Annotated in this window: 24 protein-coding genes; 17 read left to right on the forward strand and 7 right to left on the reverse strand. The window is 71.0% G+C overall.

All coding sequences use genetic code 11. The features are described from left to right. Positions 1-2: 2 nt before the first annotated feature. From O6P37_RS22665 to O6P37_RS22720, 13 genes are read left to right on the forward strand one after another with little or no spacing between them, the layout of a single operon-like run. Complete coding sequence (locus O6P37_RS22665) at positions 3-941, forward strand: NifU family protein (RefSeq protein ID WP_269896190.1); 939 nt, start codon at positions 3-5, stop codon at positions 939-941. Further along, positions 941-1,588 (forward strand): DUF5947 family protein, encoded by a 648-nt coding sequence (locus O6P37_RS22670; RefSeq protein WP_269896191.1) that lies wholly within the window; start codon positions 941-943, stop codon positions 1,586-1,588. The genes O6P37_RS22665 and O6P37_RS22670 overlap by 1 nt, the downstream gene beginning before the upstream one ends. After that, entirely contained in the window at positions 1,585-2,232 is a 648-nt protein-coding gene (locus O6P37_RS22675; protein ID WP_269896192.1) for a DUF6084 family protein, read from the forward strand. The genes O6P37_RS22670 and O6P37_RS22675 overlap by 4 nt, the downstream gene beginning before the upstream one ends. Continuing rightward, positions 2,229-3,575, forward strand: a complete 1,347-nt coding sequence (locus O6P37_RS22680; RefSeq protein WP_269896193.1) for a hypothetical protein — start codon at positions 2,229-2,231, stop codon at positions 3,573-3,575. The genes O6P37_RS22675 and O6P37_RS22680 overlap by 4 nt, the downstream gene beginning before the upstream one ends. Next, complete coding sequence (locus O6P37_RS28580; RefSeq protein WP_408633230.1) at positions 3,563-3,682, forward strand: DUF6893 family small protein; 120 nt, start codon at positions 3,563-3,565, stop codon at positions 3,680-3,682. Before O6P37_RS22680 ends, O6P37_RS28580 begins: the two co-directional genes overlap by 13 nt. Before the next feature lie 13 nt (positions 3,683-3,695). Next, complete coding sequence (locus O6P37_RS22685) at positions 3,696-4,181, forward strand: hydrogenase maturation protease (protein WP_269896261.1); 486 nt, start codon at positions 3,696-3,698, stop codon at positions 4,179-4,181. A gap of 3 nt (positions 4,182-4,184) precedes the next feature. Continuing rightward, complete coding sequence (locus tag O6P37_RS22690) at positions 4,185-4,430, forward strand: HypC/HybG/HupF family hydrogenase formation chaperone (protein WP_264011360.1); 246 nt, start codon at positions 4,185-4,187, stop codon at positions 4,428-4,430. After that, on the forward strand, positions 4,427-6,700 hold the full coding sequence (hypF, locus tag O6P37_RS22695) for a carbamoyltransferase HypF (protein WP_269896194.1): 2,274 nt from the start codon (positions 4,427-4,429) through the stop codon (positions 6,698-6,700). Before O6P37_RS22690 ends, hypF begins: the two co-directional genes overlap by 4 nt. A 37-nt stretch (positions 6,701-6,737) precedes the next feature. Beyond that, on the forward strand, positions 6,738-7,049 hold the full coding sequence (locus O6P37_RS22700; RefSeq protein ID WP_264011362.1) for a HypC/HybG/HupF family hydrogenase formation chaperone: 312 nt from the start codon (positions 6,738-6,740) through the stop codon (positions 7,047-7,049). A 4-nt stretch (positions 7,050-7,053) separates the two neighbouring features. Continuing rightward, positions 7,054-8,154 (forward strand): hydrogenase formation protein HypD, encoded by a 1,101-nt coding sequence (gene hypD, locus O6P37_RS22705; protein ID WP_269896195.1) that lies wholly within the window; start codon positions 7,054-7,056, stop codon positions 8,152-8,154. Beyond that, the gene (hypE, locus tag O6P37_RS22710; RefSeq protein ID WP_269896196.1) at positions 8,147-9,211 is read left to right on the forward strand and encodes a hydrogenase expression/formation protein HypE; all 1,065 of its coding nucleotides are present in this window, start codon (positions 8,147-8,149) and stop codon (positions 9,209-9,211) included. Before hypD ends, hypE begins: the two co-directional genes overlap by 8 nt. Further along, entirely contained in the window at positions 9,211-9,969 is a 759-nt protein-coding gene (locus tag O6P37_RS22715; RefSeq protein WP_269896197.1) for a DUF6390 family protein, read from the forward strand. The genes hypE and O6P37_RS22715 overlap by 1 nt, the downstream gene beginning before the upstream one ends. Continuing rightward, positions 9,966-10,448, forward strand: coding sequence for a hypothetical protein (locus O6P37_RS22720; protein ID WP_269896198.1), 483 nt, complete (start codon positions 9,966-9,968; stop codon positions 10,446-10,448). The genes O6P37_RS22715 and O6P37_RS22720 overlap by 4 nt, the downstream gene beginning before the upstream one ends. Before the next feature lie 4 nt (positions 10,449-10,452). Here O6P37_RS22720 and O6P37_RS22725 read toward each other — a convergent pair whose 3' ends face one another. Together O6P37_RS22725 and O6P37_RS22730 are read right to left on the reverse strand one after the other, a co-directional pair. After that, positions 10,453-10,647 carry a DUF3046 domain-containing protein gene (locus tag O6P37_RS22725; protein WP_264011366.1) on the reverse strand — a complete coding sequence of 65 codons (195 nt, stop codon included), beginning with the start codon at positions 10,645-10,647 and terminating at the stop codon, positions 10,453-10,455. Between the two features lie 9 nt (positions 10,648-10,656). After that, on the reverse strand, positions 10,657-11,829 hold the full coding sequence (locus tag O6P37_RS22730; RefSeq protein ID WP_269896199.1) for a glycosyltransferase: 1,173 nt from the start codon (positions 11,827-11,829) through the stop codon (positions 10,657-10,659). Positions 11,830-11,868: 39 nt separating this feature from the next. On the opposite strand from O6P37_RS22730, the gene O6P37_RS22735 reads away from it, so the two are divergent. Continuing rightward, a complete protein-coding gene (locus O6P37_RS22735) occupies positions 11,869-12,306 on the forward strand; it encodes a limonene-1,2-epoxide hydrolase family protein (RefSeq protein ID WP_269896200.1) in 438 nt (145 codons plus the stop codon). A 7-nt stretch (positions 12,307-12,313) separates the two neighbouring features. Beyond that, positions 12,314-12,730 carry a DUF5313 domain-containing protein gene (locus O6P37_RS22740; protein WP_269896201.1) on the forward strand — a complete coding sequence of 139 codons (417 nt, stop codon included), beginning with the start codon at positions 12,314-12,316 and terminating at the stop codon, positions 12,728-12,730. Between the two features lie 4 nt (positions 12,731-12,734). Here the strand turns inward: O6P37_RS22740 and pspM are convergent, their stop codons facing one another. The 5 genes from pspM to pgsA all read right to left on the reverse strand — a co-directional run bounded on the left by pspM (position 12,735) and on the right by pgsA (position 16,109). Further along, positions 12,735-13,565 carry a phage shock envelope stress response protein PspM gene (pspM, locus tag O6P37_RS22745; protein ID WP_269896202.1) on the reverse strand — a complete coding sequence of 277 codons (831 nt, stop codon included), beginning with the start codon at positions 13,563-13,565 and terminating at the stop codon, positions 12,735-12,737. 19 nt (positions 13,566-13,584) lie between these two features. Then, complete coding sequence (gene pspA / locus O6P37_RS22750) at positions 13,585-14,406, reverse strand: phage shock protein PspA (protein WP_264011372.1); 822 nt, start codon at positions 14,404-14,406, stop codon at positions 13,585-13,587. Positions 14,407-14,574: 168 nt separating this feature from the next. Next, positions 14,575-14,907, reverse strand: coding sequence for a transcriptional regulator ClgR (clgR, locus tag O6P37_RS22755; protein WP_264011373.1), 333 nt, complete (start codon positions 14,905-14,907; stop codon positions 14,575-14,577). Positions 14,908-15,037: 130 nt separating this feature from the next. Continuing rightward, positions 15,038-15,526 (reverse strand): CinA family protein, encoded by a 489-nt coding sequence (locus O6P37_RS22760; RefSeq protein WP_269896203.1) that lies wholly within the window; start codon positions 15,524-15,526, stop codon positions 15,038-15,040. Continuing rightward, positions 15,504-16,109, reverse strand: a complete 606-nt coding sequence (gene pgsA / locus O6P37_RS22765) for a CDP-diacylglycerol--glycerol-3-phosphate 3-phosphatidyltransferase (RefSeq protein WP_269896204.1) — start codon at positions 16,107-16,109, stop codon at positions 15,504-15,506. The genes O6P37_RS22760 and pgsA overlap by 23 nt, the downstream gene beginning before the upstream one ends. Before the next feature lie 81 nt (positions 16,110-16,190). Between pgsA and O6P37_RS22770 the strand changes: the two genes are divergently transcribed. Next, a complete protein-coding gene (locus O6P37_RS22770) occupies positions 16,191-16,673 on the forward strand; it encodes an amino-acid N-acetyltransferase (RefSeq protein ID WP_408633234.1) in 483 nt (160 codons plus the stop codon). A 2-nt stretch (positions 16,674-16,675) separates the two neighbouring features. After that, on the forward strand, positions 16,676-17,674 hold the full coding sequence (locus O6P37_RS22775; protein WP_269896205.1) for a hypothetical protein: 999 nt from the start codon (positions 16,676-16,678) through the stop codon (positions 17,672-17,674).

Below are 17,674 nucleotides of genomic sequence, written 5' to 3' on the forward strand. Positions count from 1 at the left end.
CGATGCGCCCGCCGGGATCGCCAGGCGTGGGCGACACCGAGGCCGACGCACGCTGGCGCACCGCCGGTGACCGGATCCAGGTCCTGTTGGACGCCACCGCGATCGGCGGGGTGACCGCCAGGGAGCGCGCCGAGCAACTGATGCGCGAGGTCACCGACCTCTACGGGGCCGGCCTGGAGCGGATGATGACGCTGGCGGTCCGTGCGATGCCGGACCTCGCCGACGACTTCGTCGGTGACGACCTGGTGGCCAGCCTGCTGCTGGTACACGGCCTCCACCCGCACCCCGTCGAACGCCGCATCGCCGACGCACTGGACACCGTTCGGCCCTATCTGGGCTCCCACGGCGGCGACGTGCACCTGCTCGGCGTCGACGGCGAGGTGGTCCGCCTCCAGTTCTCCGGAAGCTGCAAGAGTTGCCCGTCGTCGGCGGTCACGCTGGAACTCGCCGTCGAGGACGCGGTACGGGCCGCGGCGCCGGAGATCGCATCCATCGAGGTCGTCGCCGCCGAGAAGGAACCGGTGTCGGCCGTCATCCCCGCCGAGTCACTGCTGAACCGCGTTCGGGCCGAACGGCACCCACCGGCCGACTGGCATCCGGTCCCGGACCTCGAGGCGTTGGCGGCCGGCGAGGTCGGCGGTTTCCGGGTGGCGGGCGCCACGGTGCTGGCGTGCCGGGTCGGTGACGACCTATTCGCCTACCGGGACGGGTGCGGCGCATGCGGCGATTCGCTGGCGGGCGCGGTGCTGCACCGGCGGATGGGTTCGGCGGACGTGGTGCTGCGATGCCCGCACTGCCGCGCACACTTCGACGTCGCACACGGCGGGAGATCCGTCGACGACGACCGGCCGGCCGCTCACCTCGAACCGGTGCCGATGCTGGTGCGCGACGGTGTGCTGTCGATGGCACTGCCAGCCGCCACGGCCGAGAGCGTCGCCTGATGACGGCCTACGACGTGCTGGCGCGGATCCGGGCCAACCGCACGACGCCACAGGCAGCCGGTGAACGCTGCGAGATGTGCGCCGAGCAGATCGCCGATGCCCACCAGCACGTGGTGAATGTCGCAGGCCGACAACTGCTCTGCGTCTGCCGGGGGTGTTATCTGCTGTTCACCGACACCCACGCCGAACTGCGCTTCCGCGCCGTGCCGGACCGCTACCTCGAATTCCCCGACTTCGCGCTGGACCGCCGGTCGTGGGAGGCCCTGCAGATCCCGGTGGGCCTGGCCTTCTTCTTCCGCAACTCCGACCTCGGGCGCACGGTGGCGTTCTATCCGGGACCGGCCGGAGCCACGGAGTCCGAACTGGACCTGCTGGCCTGGAACGACATCCGTGCCGCCGACCCCCGGGTGGACGCCATGGCCGACGACACCGAGGCGCTGCTGGTGCGGGTCCCCTTTCATGACGACGACGCAGACGGCGACAGCCGGCCGCCGGACTGCCATCTGTTGCCGATCGACGCCTGTTACGAATTCGTCGGCAGGCTGCGGATGCTCTGGCGGGGCTTCGACGGCGGCCGCGAGGCCCGTGACTACATGGACGACTTCTTCCGCGCCGTCGCCGACCGCAGCAAGGTGGTGGTCCGGTGACCGCTCCGACCACCGAGGTGACGTTCGAGGTGCTCGACGTGGCGCCCGAACCGTACGCGGTGACGCCGGTGCTGACCGCGCGTATCGCTGTGTCGGCGGCCGGCGACGAACCCGTGCACGCCATCGCGCTGCGCTGCCAGGTGAGGATCGACCCGCTGCGCCGTGGTTACGACGACGCCGAGGCCGCGGGCCTGACCGACCTGTTCGGGCCCCGGGAGCGGTGGGGCCGGACTCAGCACACCTTCCTGTGGCAGCACACCGCGGCGATGACCCCCGGTTTCACCGGATCCACCCGGATCGACCTGCCGCTGGAATGCACCTATGACTTCGAGGTGGTCGCCGCGAAGTATCTGCACGCACTGCGCGGCGGTGCGGTTCCGCTGCTGTTCCTGTTCAGCGGAACGGTGTTCGTGCAGGGTTCACGCGGCTTCGCCGTCCAGCAGGTGCCGTGGGACCGCGAGGACCGACACGACATGCCCGTGTCGGTGTGGCGGGACCTGGTCCGCCTGCACTACCCGAACACCGGATGGGTGCGGCTGGACCACGACACCGTCGACGCGCTGGCCGGCCACCGCTCCGCACACGGCCTGCTCTCGCTGGACGAGGCCGTCAGGAACCTGCTGTCCAGGACGCCGGTCCCGTGAGCGCCGACTGGAACCGGGCCCGCGCCGTCGCCGACGCGGTGCTCTACGAGGGATACCTGCTCTACCCGTACCGTGCGACATCACAGAAGAACCAGTCCCGCTGGCAGTTCGGCGTCCTCGGCCCACCCGGCGCCGAAGCCGCAGGGATCGGCGAGGACGACACGATCTCCGCGCAGATCCTGCTTCAGCCGGCCGAATCGCCAACCCTCACCTTCGTCGTGCGCTTCCTGCAGTTGCAGCACCGCGCCGCGATGCGCGACGCCGGCGACGGACGCGTCGAGGCCGTCGACGAACTGGTCACCGCGGCGGGTTCGTGGATCACCTGGGACGAGGCGGTGGAATGCGAGGCCCGCTTCGGCCCGTTCGGCGTCGACACCCTGTGCGCCGGGCGGACGCACCCCATCGTCGTACCGTCGGGCACCGACGTCGAGATCGTCACCGGGGGCCGGCTTCTGCGTACCCGGCGGGAACTACGCGGCGAGCTGTCCCTGTCGGCCGAGCCCGACGGCGATCTGCTCCGGGTGAGCGTGACGGTGCGGAACACGGCTTCGCCCGCGGTGGACAAGGACGCGGCGATCGCCACCTCGTTGATCGGCACCCACCTCATCGGCGAGGTCAGCGGCGGGGAGTTCGTCTCGCTGCTCGAGCCGCCGCCGGCCGCCGCGGGGGCCGTCGGCCGGTGCGCCAGGCACCGCTGCTTCCCGGTGCTCGCCGGCCCGGCCGGGGAACGCGACCTGGTGCTGGTGTCGCCGATCATCCTCTACGACCATCCCGAGATCGCCGAGCAGAGCGACGGCGCCCTGTACGACTCCTGCGAGATCGACGAGATCCTCACGCTGCGGATCATGACCATGACCGACGAGGAGAAGGCGCAGGCCCGCGCCACCGATCCGCTCGCCGCGGCGATCATCGACCGCTGCGACACCATGTCGCCGGAGGTGATGATGAACCTCCATGGCGTGCTGCGGGATCCACATGCCACGGTCGACGCCCCGGCGCTGATCCCGGAGGTCCCCGAGGGCGTCGACTGGTGGGATCCGGCGGCGGACAACGCCGTCGACCCCGGCATCGACGCGGTGCTGGTGAACGGCGTGCCGGTCAGCCGCGGCAGCCGGGTCCGGCTGCACCCGTCGCGCCGCGCCGACGCCCAGGACCTGTTCTACACCGACAAGGTCGCACGGGTCACCTCGGTGCACGAGACCGTCGACGGCGAGACCCACATCGGTGTGGTGATCGAGGACGACCCCGCCGCCGACCTGCACGAGTGGTACGGCCGCTACCTGTACTTCGCACCCGACGAAGTCCAGCCGCTTCCCGAGAGGAGTTCGACATGCAGACAGTAGGGGTGACGGCGACGGTCGTCGTGGGCCTGGTGGCACTCGCCGGCCTGGTGCTCGGCGTGCGGTCCATACCCGACGTCAAGCGGTACCTGAAGATCCGCCGGATGTGACAGGGGCGCAGGGATCACGACCAGAATCCTGATTGCCGGCATCGGCAACATCTTCCTCGGCGACGACGGTTTCGGCCCCGAGGTGGTGCGCCATGTGCCGCAGCGGCTCGCCGGACCCGACGTCGCGGTGACGGACTACGGCATCCGCGGCATGCACCTCGCCTACGACCTGCTCGACGGCTACGACGCCCTGGTGCTCATCGACGCGCTGCCCGACCGCGGCGGGCCGGGCACCCTGCACGTCATCGAGGCCGACCACGAGAGTTCCTCGGGCACTGCCCGCCTCGATGCGCACGCCATGGACCCGGCCGCCGTGTTCGCGGGTGTCTACGCGCTCGGCAGCACCCCGCCACGCACCGTGGTGATCGGCTGCGAGGTCGAGTGCGTCGAGGACGGCATCGGCCTGAGCGCCCCGGTCGCCGCGGCGGTGCCCGGGGCGGTGCGCGCGGTCGAGGACGTGGTCGCGCGCCTGCTGAGCAGCGCGGCCGTGGAGGGCTGAGCGATGTGCCTCGGAATCCCCGGTCAGGTGGTGCGGATGCTCGACGGCTACGGCGGCCAACTCGCGCTCGTCGACGTCGTCGGTGAGCATCGCAAGGTCAACATCGGCATGCTGCCCGACGACGTCTTCGCGCCGGGTGACTGGGTGATCATCCACATGGGGTTCGTCGTGGAGAGAACCGACCGGGCCGGGGCGGCCGAGGCGCTGGCCGGTCTGAAGATGATGGGCAGTGGGGATCCGCCGCCATGACCCGCCAGCGGCTGCGGATCTGTGCGCACGGCGTCGTCCAGGGCGTGGGCTTCCGCCCGTTCGTGTACACCACCGCGGCCACCCTCGGCCTGTCCGGATCGGTGCGCAATGACAGCGCGGGCGCCTTCATCGAGATCGAGGGCACCCCGGACGCCGTGTGCGCGTTCTTGAAGCGGCTGCGCGACGATCCGCCGCCGCTGGCCGTGATCGACCACCTCGAGACCCGCGATGTGCCGTGCACCGGCGGCACCGGGTTCACCATCGCCGACACGTCACGCTCGACCGGTGGCCGCACGCTCACCTCCCCCGACGTCGCGGTGTGCGCCGATTGTGTTGCCGAGCTTTGTGACCCGGCCGACCGCCGACACCGGCACCCGTTCGTCAACTGCACCAACTGCGGGCCCCGGTTCACCATCATCGGCGCGCTGCCGTACGACCGGGCGAACACCACCATGGCGGAGTTCGCGATGTGCGCCGCCTGCGCCCGCGAATACACCGATCCCGCAGACCGCCGATTCCACGCGCAACCCGTCTGCTGCCCGGATTGCGGTCCGACACTGCGTTTCCGCACCGGCAGCGGTGTGCTGGAGCGCGGCGAGGAAGGACTCCGGCTGGCCCGTCGCCTGCTGCGCGCGGGAGGCGTGCTCGCGGTCAAGGGCATCGGCGGCTACCACCTGGCGTGCGACGCCGGGAATGTGCACGCGGTCGCGGAACTGCGCAGGCGCAAGCGGCGCGGCGACAAGCCGTTCGCGGTCATGGTTCCCGACCTGGCGGGGGCAACCCTGCTCGTCGACGTCGACGAGCGCACCGCAGGCGTGCTGACCGGCGCGGCGCGACCCATCGTGCTGCGGCCACGACGCACCGAGAGCCCGGTCGCCGACGCGGTGGCGCCGCGCAACCCCGATCTCGGTGTGATGCTGGCCTATACGCCGCTGCACCTGCTGCTGTTCGGGCTGCCCGGCGACGAACCCGGCCCGCAGGTGCTGGTGATGACGTCGGGCAATCTCGGTGGTGAGCCGATCTGCTTCACCGACGACGACGCGTTCGCGCGGCTCGCCGACCTCGCCGACGGCTGGCTGATGCACGACCGCAGGATCCTGGTGCCGTGCGACGACTCGGTGGTGCGCGTCCTCGACGGTGAGGAGTTGCCCATCCGGCGGTCCCGCGGCCACGCCCCGCTCCCGGTGGCGCTGCCCGTCGCGGTACCGCCGGCACTCGCGGTGGGCGCCGACCTGAAGAACACCCTGGCCGTCGCCGACGGCCGCTATGCGTGGCTGAGCCAGCACATCGGCGACATGGACGACCTGGCGACGCTGTCCGCGTTCGACGCCGCCGAGCGGCACCTGCGCACACTGACCGGTGTCTCCCCCGGCGTGGTGATAACCGACGCCCACCCGGGATACCGGTCCACCGGCTGGGCGCACCGCAACGCCGGTGGCCGCCCCGTGCGCAAAGTGCAGCACCACCACGCGCACATCGCCGCGGTGATGGCCGAGCACGGCCTCGACGGCAGTGAGCAGGTACTCGGATTCGCGTTTGACGGAACGGGTTACGGAGACGACGGTGCGGTCTGGGGCGGCGAGGTGCTGCTGGCCGACTACAAGGGCTACCGCCGGCTCGCGGCGCTGCGCTACGTGCCGCTTGCGGGCGGCGACCTCACCGTGCGGCGGCCCTACCGGATGGCCCTGGCCCATCTCTGGGCGGCCGGGCTGCCGTGGGATCCGGACCTGCCGCCCGTGCAGGCCTGCCCTCCTGACGAACGGCGGGTTCTGCGCCACCAGTTGGAGACCGGGCTGGGTTGCGTGCCCACCTCGAGCATCGGCCGGTTGTTCGACGCGGTGGCAGCGCTGGTGGGTGTCCGGCAGACCGTCGACTACGAGGCGCAGGCCGCCATCGAGCTCGAAGGGCTGGCCCGTGGCGCCGAACCGGGCTGCGGCAGCTACCGGTTCCGCGCGGACGGTCCCGCCGTGGACCCTGCTCCGGTGCTGTCCGCGGTGATCGCCGACATGCGTGCCGGAGTTTCGGCCGGGATCGTCGCCGCCCGCTTCCACAACGCGGTGGCCGCGCTGGTGGTCCACCTGGCCGGCGTGTGCGGCGGGCCGGAGCGGACGGTCGCACTGTCCGGCGGCGTGTTCTGCAACGCCCTGCTGCTGCGCACCACGGTGACCGCGCTGCGGACGGCGGGTTTCGCCGTGCTGACCCATCGGCACGTGCCGCCCAACGACGGCGGTATCGCGCTGGGGCAGTTGATGATCGGGACGTCGGGATGACGGCGTCCCAGGGATGGCCGAGAGAGAGGATGCACCCATGTGTCTAGCGGTGCCCGGCAGGATATTGCGCGTCGAGGACCGGGATGGCGCGCTGATGTCGATGGTGGACTTCGGCGGCATCCAGAAGGACGTCTGCCTGGAGTACATCCCCGACGCCAGGGTCGGTGAGTACGTGATGGTCCACGTCGGATTCGCGATTCAGCGACTCGACGAGGAATCGGCGAAGCGCACGCTCGCCGAGTTCGAGCACCTCGGGGTGCTCAAGGAGGAGTTCGGCGACGGCTTCGAGCTGGCGGCCAGACAGGCGGGGCTGCAGAACCCGCAACACACCGACAACGGGCAGAGGTGACGTCATGAAGTATCTGGACGAGTTCAGCGATCCACAATTGGCCGGCAACCTGATCGAGGAGATCAAGGCGGTCACCACCCGGCGCTGGTCGATCATGGAAGTATGTGGCGGGCAGACACATTCGATCATTCGCCACGGCATCGACCAGCTCCTGCCCGACGAGATCGAGATGATCCACGGGCCCGGCTGCCCGGTGTGCGTCACCCCGCTGGAGATCATCGACAAGGCCATGGAGATCGCGTCCCGGCCCGGGGTGATCTTCTGCTCGTTCGGCGACATGCTGCGCGTTCCGGGCAGCGACAAGGACCTTTTCCGCGTCAAGAGCGAGGGCGGCGACGTGCGGGTGGTGTACTCGCCGCTGGACGCGCTGACGATCGCCCGCGACAACCCGGACCGGCAGGTGGTGTTCTTCGGGATCGGGTTCGAGACGACGGCGCCCGCCAACGCGATGACCGTCTATCAGGCCAAGCGCCTGGGTGTCGAGAACTTCTCGCTGCTCGTCTCGCACGTGCTGGTGCCGCCCGCGATTGCGGCCATCATGGAATCCCCCACCTGCCGGGTGCAGGCGTTCCTGGCCGCCGGTCACGTGTGCAGCGTGATGGGCACCGAGGAATACCCCTCGCTGTGTGAGAAGTACGAGATCCCGATCGTGGTCACGGGTTTCGAACCGCTGGACATCCTCGAAGGCATCCGGCGGACGGTGCTGCAGCTGGAGTCAGGGCGACACGAACTGGAGAACGCCTATCCCCGCGCCGTGCGGGCCGAGGGCAACGCCGCGGCCCGGCGCATGCTCACCGACGTGTTCGAGGTGACCGACCGGGGCTGGCGCGGCATCGGGACCATCCCGGACAGCGGGTGGCAACTCTCGCCCGGCTACCGCGACTACGACGCCGAACACCGCTTCGCCGTCACCGGTATCCACACCGCCGAGTCCGCGGTGTGCCGGTCCGGCGAGGTGCTGCAGGGACTGATCAAACCGCACGAGTGCGCGGCCTTCGGCACGCTGTGCACCCCGCGGAATCCGCTCGGCGCCACCATGGTGTCGTCCGAGGGCGCGTGCGCGGCGTACTACCTGTACCGGCGGCTCGAGGTGAGCCATGCCTGACACCCCGGGCATCGATATCGAGCAGTGGGTGTGCCCGGCCCCGCTCCGCGACGCGCCGAACATCGTGATGGGCCACGGCGGCGGCGGGGCGATGTCCGCCGAACTGATCGAGCACCTCTTCCTGCCCGCGTTCGGCTCGGCGGCCGACGCGGGCATGGGCGACTCGGCCGTCATCGAGGTCGGCGACGTCCGGCTGGCCTTCTCCACCGACTCGTTCGTGGTGAAGCCGTTGGTCTTTCCCGGCGGCACGATCGGTGACCTCGCGGTCAACGGCACGGTGAACGACCTGGCGATGTCGGGCGCGACGCCGATGGTGCTGTCGACGGCGTTCATCCTCGAGGAGGGCACCGCGCTGGACGACATCGCCCGCGTCGCCCACGCCGTCGGTACGGCCGCGCTGGCCGCCGGGGTGAAGCTGGTCACCGGTGACACCAAGGTCGTCGACACCGGCCACGGCGATGGCATCTACCTCAACACCTCGGGCATCGGGCTGATCGATCCGGGTGTCGACATCCGCCCGCAGCGTGCCGCGCCCGGTGACGTCGTGATCGTCAGCGGTGAGATCGGGGTGCACGGGGTGGCGGTGATGAGCTGCCGGGAAGGCCTCGAATTCGCCACCTCGATCGCCAGCGACACGGCGCCGCTGAACGGCCTGGTGGCCACGATGATCGGCACGGGCGCCGACCTGCACGCCCTGCGTGACCCGACGCGTGGCGGGATGTCGGCCACGCTCAACGAGATCGCCAAGGCCGCGGGCGTCGGCGTGGCACTGGAGGAGACGGCGCTGCCCGTCCCGCCCGGCGTGCGCGACGCCTGCGGGCTGCTGGGCCTCGACCCGCTGTTCGTCGCCAACGAGGGCAAGCTGGTCGCGTTCGTCGCGCCCGAGGACGCCGACCGGGTACTGGCCGCGATGCGCGCCCACCCGCTGGGCGCGAAGGCGGCGGTGATCGGCCGGTGCGTCGCGGAGCATCCCGGCATGGTGGTCGCGCGCACTGCGCTCGGCGGCACCCGGGTGGTGGATCTGCCGATCGGCGAACAGCTTCCGCGGATCTGCTGATGAGCGGCGCCGTCGATCAGCGCGTCGCGCCCGGCCATGCCACGTTCGGCCGGTTCGCCTACCCGCCGAACGAACTCGGCTACTGCGGACCGGCAGGTGTCGCGGCGCCCGACCTGGCGGCGCATGCGCGGGAATTCGACGGAGCCTGGCCGTATCTGACGGCGATCGCCGATGCGGCGGGCATCGCCGACCCGCTCGACGAGGAAGTGGTGAGCGCCTACTGGATCGGCGGGCCGCTGCTGGACCGCGTCGATCCCGGCGTCCTGCTCGCGGGTCTCCGCCAAGCCTTCCGCGGACAGGTCACCGGCCTGCTGACGGAAGTGCCGGACACCGCCGAGGTGCTGGCCCACCACAGCCTGCACGTGCTCGCGGTCTATCCGTGGGTGCGATTCCTCGACCGCGATGCCGGCACACCGGTGCGGGTGATGCAGAGCTGTCGCATCCGCTGGGGCACCGTCGAATCGGTGACCGGCGAGGACGCGGTCATCACGTCCCGGCCGCTGACGTTCCAGGCGGGGCGGCTGCGACTCGGCGATCCGCGGGCCGAGCGGGTGCGCTGGCACCGCAACGGCACGTCCCTGACCGCCGCACCCGCGCCCGGCGACGCGGTCGCGGCGCACTGGGACTGGATCTGCGGAACGCTCACCGCCGAGCAGACCGCGGCCCTCGACGCGGCGACGCGCTCCACACTCGCCGTCGTCAACACCACAAGGAGTTCCATGCCGCCACAGCGCGGAGATCGTGAGGAGAAGTCATGAACACACCGGGAAGCCCCATGTCCGCCGAGCCCCAGGAGGAGCGGGGAGCGCCAGGATCGCGCGACACCGGATCGGACCAGCCCTCGGGCGGTCCGACGGACCGGCCGTCGGGGAAGGTGGAGGGCGACGAGTCCGTGCCCGCCCACGACGAAGCGGGCAAGCCGCGGCAGACCGGCGGCGACAAGACCGAGTCGCCGCCCTCGGACGCCAAGCCGGCCGTGCCGCCGTACGAGGGCAGACAGACCGAGGCGAAGCCGGAGGGCAGCGGTGGCGACAGCCCCGAACGCACCGGCGGCGCCGTCAAACCGGTCACCGACCCCCAGTACAAGGACCCGTCGCCGAGTCACACCGCAGGCGGCGCCACCGCTTCGCCCGCCGACGAACAACCTGCCGCTCAGATGCCGGAGTCGGATCGCGGCGACGACAGGGTCGGCCCGTCACACACCGCGGGAACCGGACGGGGCGAAGACAAGCGCTGAACCCTCACCACTGATCGCGCGGCACGTCGAAGTCCGCGCACAACGCCCGCCACACGTCGCGGGGTTCTGCGCCGTCCTCGATGGCCTGCGCCGCGGTCCGGCCGCCGAGCGCTGCCAGCACATGGTCGACGAGCAGCGACTGGCCACGAACGGAGCCGAACTGTCCGTCGACCAGTTCCCGGAATTCCGTCAGGCGCACGCGACCAATTTACGCCGGAGCGGCGAGCGCCTCGTGGCACACCCGTACCGGATCGGCGACGGCGCCTGCCGACGCACCGGCCGTGCGGGCGGCCGCCGAGTAGCGCGGCGACGACAGCACCTGCCGGACCGCGGCCGTCAGCCGGTCGGCGTCCAGCGGCCGCACCAGCTCCGCACTGCCCTGGCGCACAACGCGATTGGCGATCTCCCACTGATCACCGCCACCGGGCACCACCACCATCGGCACCCCGGCCAGCAGTGTCTTGGACACCATCCCGTGCCCGCCGCCGCAGATCGCCAGGTCGGCGTGCCTCAGCAGCTCGTCCTGGCGGCCCAGCCCGACCGCCGCCCACGGCGGCACCTCGCCGTCCGGTCCGGCCAGCCGCGACACCACCACCCGCGACCCCTCGGGCAGCACGTCACCCGGCGTCAAGTGCGCCAGCGCCAGCTCGGCCAGGCCCTGGGTGCCCGTCGTCGCCGTCGAGGGCGCGACCACCACCAGCGGACCCGTCCCGGGCGGCACGTCGAGCACCCGGTCCGTCGGCTCGAAGTGCAGCGGCCCCACCACGACGGCTTCCTGCGGCCAGTCCGGCCGCGGCACCTCCAGCGCGGGAAGGGTCGCGATCAGCCGGCGCAGCGGGCCAGGATCGTCGGCCGGCAACCCGATGTCGACCCGCACCGCCGACCGCTGCTGCAGCCCCGCTCGCCACGACCGGGCGGTCAGCGCGCGCATCACCGCATCGCGCAGCCGCCCGCGCACCCCGACACCGGGCGCCAGGCCGCTGCCCAGCGGCGGCAGACCCTTCGACGGCCGGTACAGCGGATGCGGATTGAGCTCGATCCACGGCAGGCCGAGCAGTTCGGCTGCCAGTCCCCCGCACGCGGTGATCACGTCGGAGACGATCAGGTCGGGCGACAGGTCCCGCAGGCGCGGCACGTTGATGACCGCCATCCGCGCCGCCCGCTGGTGGATCTTCGCGCCGGCGTCGGTGTCGTCGTCGACGTCGATGGGGTCGAGGCCGGCCAGTTCCACCGCCTCGACGCCGGCCGCGCGGGCGGTGTCCAGCCATTCGACACCGGTGAGCAGCACCGGGCTGTCACCCGCGGCGGCGAACCGCAGGCACAGTGCCAGCGCGGGGAAGGCGTGCCCGGGGTCGGGTCCGGCAACCACGGCGACGCGCACCGCCCCACCCTGCCACAGCCGGTGACTAGGCTGGCCACCATGACGGAGACCACACCGGCGCTGGACAGCACCGCCAATGCACGCACGGTCGAGACGTTCCTGTACGCCCTGCAGGACGAGGACTTCGACGCCGCCGGGGCGGCACTCGCCGAGGGCATCGTGTGGCAGAACGTGGGCTACCCGACGATCCGCGGCCGCGACCGCATCGTGAGCCTGTTCCGCCGCGGCCAGGGACGGATGCGCTTCGAGGTCAAGATCCACCGCAACGTCGCCGAGGGTGACACGGTGCTCAACGAGCGGACCGACGTGCTGGTGTTCGGCCCGGTGCGGGTGCAGTTCTGGGTGTGCGGGGTGTTCGAGGTGCACGCCGGGCAGATCACGCTGTGGCGTGACTACTTCGACAACGTGACCTTCTTCAAGGGTGTGGCGCGGGGGCTGCTGGGCGCCGTGATCCCGGCGCTCCGTCCGACGCTGTAGGCCTCCGATGGGCAATCCCGCCACCGGTCCCCGGCCCAGCCTGCTGCAGTACATCCCGTACTGCTACGGGCGGCGACTGCCCGACGCGATGCGGATGTGGGTGGCCGAGGACCTGGCGGGTGAGGGCGCTGCCCGGCGGATGATGTTCCGGGTGTTCCTGCCCGCGGTGCTGGTGCTGGCGCCGTTCTGGCTCATCCCGACGACGCTCGACGTGCACCTGAGCATGACGCTGCCGATCCTCATCCCGTTCGTGTACTTCTCGCACGCGCTGAACAAGGTGTGGCGCAGGCACATGCTGCGCAAGCACGGCCTGGATCCGAATCTGGTCGACGTGATCGCCCGCCGCAAGAAGGCCCACGTCCACCAGGCCTACGTCGACCGGTACGGGCCCCGGACCGGGCCGCATTCGAGCCACGACATCTAGCGGCTCAGGCCCTGCGCAACCGCCCCAGCTCGTCGAACGCCTGCGCCCAGCCGTTGAGCCGATCGGTCGCGTCCACCAGCTCGTCGCGGTGGCGCCGGGCCGACAACGGCGAACTCGACATCGACCCGCTGTTGGCGGCCGACACCAGTTGCGCTGCGGCGGTGACCATCTCGTGGTACTGGCGGACACCCTGATCCATCTGCGCGGTGAAGGCGGTGATGGTGGGCGCCAGGTGGGCGCGGGCCTGCGGCGCCGAACTGACCGCCCGCTCCATCGACACCACCTCGGCCGCGGTGGCCGCCATGGTCGCCGCCGAGTGCTCGGCCGCCGCCCGGAGTTCACGCAGCGCGTCGGCCGGCAGCATCCGCCCCCGCTCGAGCACCCCGAGCAGCGACAGCAGACCCCGCTCGGCGTCGAGCAGTGCGGCCATCGGCCTGCGGGCCGCGGAGTTCCACGGCGGCAGCCGCCTGCTGCTGCGCGTTCGTTCCGGGGGCAGCGGCGTCGAGCGCAGCCACCGGTAGCGCAGCAGGCACAGCGTCGCGAGGAACGCGGCGCCCGCCGCGATCGGCGTCGGGATCAGCAGCGCCCAGGCCGGGGTGCTCCATGACGCCAGCACGACGGTCACCAGCACCCAGAACACCGCCGAGACGACGAAGAACAGGCCTAGCCTCAGCGCCCAGCGGCGCTTGCGCAGCGCCTTGGCGCGGGGATCGGCGGCGGCGTGCAGCTTCTCGGCGAGCACGTCGGAGAACTCGGCAGCGGTGTCGATGCCGCGCTGCACGCTCGAGCGCACGACGGGGTTCCGATACAACCTGGGTGTCGTCCGGGATGTCATGCGCTGATCCCTTCCAGAGCTATTGACTGAGCGGATTCTCGGGGGTGGCCTGGTTCGGGTTGGCGGCAGGGGTGGCGGGCGTCGAGCTCGCCGCGGGGCTGCCGCCGGCGGGAAGGGCGTCGCCGCGCATCGACGCGCGGATCTGCTCCAGCCGGGAGTGCCCGGCCATCTGCACGCTGGCCTGCTGCACTTCCATCATCCGGCCCTGCACGGAGTTCTGCGCGAGCTCGGCCTCACCCATCGCGGTGGCGTAGCGGCGCTCGATTTTGTCGCGGACCTCGTCCAGGCTCGGCGTGTTGCCCGGTGCTGCCAGTTCGCTCATCGACCGCAGCGAGGTGCTGACCTGCTCCTGCATCTTGGCCTGCTCCAGCTGCGACAGCAGCTTGGTGCGCTCGGAGATCTTCTGCTGCAGCATCATCGCGTTCTGCTCGACGGCCTTCTTGGCCTGGCCGGCCGCCTGCAGCGCCTGGTCGTGCAGCGTCTTGAGGTCCTCGACGCTCTGCTCACCGGTGACCAGCTGCGCGGCGAACGCCTCGGCGGCGTTGTTGTACTCGGTGGCCTTGGCGGCGTCACCGTTGGCGACGGCCTGGTCGGCCAGCGTCAGCGCCTGGCGGACGTTCACCTGCAGCTTCTCGATGTCGGCGAGCTGCCGGTTGAGCCTCATCTCCAGCTGCCGCTGATTACCGATCACCTGGGCGGCCTGCTGGGTCAGCGCCTGATGCTGGCGCTGCGCGTCCTCGATCGCCTGCTGGATCTGCACCTTCGGATCGGCGTACTCGTCGACTTTCGAGTTGAAGAGCGCCATGAGGTACTTCCACGCCTTGACGAACGGATTGGCCATGAGTTCGCTCCGCCTTAAGAGTCGTTGTTCGTGTCTTCGGTCCGGGTCGCCGTCGAGATCATCATCGCCGCGACGGGGCGCCCGCAGTTCTCCTGTGCCAACTTATCGGTTTCCCGCACGTCACCACACCCCTGCGGGCGTTTTGCGCGGTCCCGGCCGGTCTCGGACTCAGGCGACCGCCATGGAGACGACCTGCGGGATGACCACCTTGGTGCTGACGTCGATGTTGGCCGTGCCGGCCGGGGCACGGCTCGCGGCCGCGTGTTCCTGACCCGCCATCTCGTGGCCGGCGTCGGACAGCACCCGCGACAGCGGCACGTCGAGCGCCCCGCAGATGGCGCCGAGCAGCTCGCTGGAGGCCTCCTTGCGGCCGCGCTCCACTTCGGACAGGTAGCCGAGGCTGACCCGGGCGGAGTCGGACACCTCCCGCAGGGTGCGGCCCTGTGATGTCCGGGCACGGCGCAGAACCTCACCGATCACCTCGCGCAGCAATGCCGCCATGTGCCCTCCTCTTTCGCCGGAAGCGTCCTCGTCGTACCGACGTCGTCGTTTCAGACGTCATGAAGTAGAACGCCGCGGTTCGCCGGGCGGTTCCCGCATCGTCACGACGATTTGTCGCGGGCGCGGCGGATCACTGGGCTTCGACGATCACCCGCAACCGGCCGATCGCCTCGTTGACCGCCGCCACCCTGATGTCCCACCGCGAGCCGGACAGGTTCAGCTGCACCACGTCGGTATCCACCGGCCCGGCCAGGCCGAGGAAGACGGTGCCGACCGGATGCCCGCCGTGCGGTTCCGGGCCCGCCACACCCGTCAGGCCGACACCCCAGGTCGCCCCGCAGCGCTGGCGGGCCCCGACGGCCAGCGCCCTCGCCGTCGGCGCCGCGACCGGACCGACGGCCTCCAGCACCTGGGGCGGCACCCCGGCCAGCGAGATCTTGGTGTCCTCGAGGTAAGTGATCAGCCCGCCGCGCAGCACCACGCTCGCACCGGCCACCCCGGCGAGCGTGGCGGCGAGCAGTCCCGCGGTCAGCGACTCGGCGGTGGCGACGCTCTGCCTGCGCACGGTGAGGTCGGCCACCAGCGCGCGGGCGTCCTCAGTGACCAGCGGGTCGTCCACGGGAGTCCCTGATCGCCGATACGACGTAGTCCACACCGGTGAGCACGGTGAGCACGATCGCGGCCCACATGATCACCCACGCGGTGGTCAGCCACGGGCCGGGCCAGGCGTGCAGCGGCAGCACGAACAGCCCGATCGCGACGCCCTGCACCAGCGTCTTGAGCTTTCCGCCCCGGCTCGCCGGGATCACGCCGTGACGCAGCACGGCGAAGCGCAGCACCGTGACGCCGATCTCACGGGCCAGGATCACCCCCGTCACCCACCACGGCAGGTCGCCGAGCATCGACAGCCCGACCAGCGCCGAGCCGATGAGCGCCTTGTCGGCGATGGGGTCGGCCAGGGTGCCGAACTCGGTCACCATGCCGTAGCTGCGCGCCAGCGCGCCGTCGAACCGGTCGGTGATGACGGCGACGGTGAACACGGTGAAAGCCATTACCCGCCAGAAGATCTCATGACCGTCGCCGACGAACAGCGCGACCAGGAACACCGGGACGAGGGCCATCCGCACACCGGTGAGGACGTTGGCGAGGTTCGCGACACGGGCGCGCGGCACCACCGGATCGGTATGGGGTTGGCCCGGCACCGCAACAGAATATCGGTTGCCGATGCGGATACTCTCGCAGCTGTGAGCGGAGCGGACGCCCAGCAGCCCGGCGGGGTCGTGGTGCGGCGCGCCCGGACCTCCGACGTGCCCGCCATCAAGGAGCTCGTCGACGTCTACGCGGGCCGGATCCTGCTCGAGAAGAACCTCGTGACGCTCTACGAGGCGGTGCAGGAGTTCTGGGTGGCCGAGGTGGACGGTGAGCTGCTCGGCTGCGGCGCCCTGCACGTGCTGTGGGCGGACCTCGGCGAGGTGCGCACGGTGGCGGTGCACCCCAAGGTGCGGGGGCGCGGAGTGGGGCATCTGGTGGTGGACCGCCTGCTCGACGTCGCCCGCGAGCTCCGGCTGCAACGCATCTTCGTCCTCACCTTCGAGGTCGAGTTCTTCAGCAGGCACGGGTTCGCCGAGATCGAGGGCACTCCGGTCACCGCGGAGGTCTACGAGGAGATGTGCCGCTCGTATGACACCGGTGTTGCGGAATTCCTCGATCTGTCCTACGTCAAGCCGAACATCCTGGGCAACACCCGAATGCTGTTGACTCTCTAGCGATGCGCCCCGTCGTCGCGATACCCGCAATCCTGCTCGTCGTGTGCACCGCGGGCTGCGTGACCAACCGTGAGGACGATGCGCGCGACCTCGACCGCCATGTCCACGGGATGCCGGGGGTGGCCGGCACCGAGGTGCGCTACCACAACGACTTCACCAACGGGGAGAACTTCGATCTGACGGTCACCCTGGATCCCGGCATCACCGAACCGCAGGTCCGCCAGGTCGGCGGGTACTTCGTCGAGCACGCCACCGGCACCGGGCTGGCCGAGGATTCCGCCGAGATGTCGTTGCGCCTGCCCGTCGTCCCGCCGCCGCCGAAGAACTCCGGCATCCTCGACTACTCGGAGGCGTCGTTCTCGTTCGGGCGTTCGACCACCGTCAGCAATGCCGGTGCCGACGCCGTCGCGGACAGCGCCGCGGTGTGGCTGCGGACAGTGCGGTCGCCGGTGGCCGCCAGGGTCGCGTTGACGCAGCCCCGGTGGAACGGATCCGGCGACAGCCGCGGCATCACCGTGACGCTGCGCCCGGACGCCACCTCGGCGGAGGTCCTCGCGGCCCAGGCCGCCGATCCGGCACTGGCCGACGCGTCCTGGGGCATCTCGCTTCCGGCCGAGCCGTACCGGCATCCGCACACGTACTACTCGACGCCCCGGCCTCCGAGCGACGCCGACCTGCAGACCTGGCGCGAGATCAGCGCGGTGGTGGGCGGTTCGGAGGAGGCGCGGGGCAGCACGACGGTGCCGGCCGAGCGCGGCCGCCAGGCCGAGACCGACGTCGAGATCGGCCTGCCGGACGGATACGGCGCCGGAGCGGACGCCCGCCGCGTCGCCTTTGCCGTGGCCGACCTGCTGACCCGCTTCGGCCGGCCGGTCGAATTGACCGCGCAGACCGGTGAGGGCGCCGCCGAGGTGGTCGTCGGCGGGTGTTACCGGCACGACGCCGACCACGTCGCGCTGCCGCTGGAACGGGAGCTGTCCCAGCGGTACGAGACCTGCTGA

This window comes from Mycobacterium hippophais (genome assembly GCF_027529605.1).
Taxonomy (GTDB): Bacteria; Actinomycetota; Actinomycetes; order Mycobacteriales; family Mycobacteriaceae; genus Mycobacterium; species Mycobacterium arseniciresistens.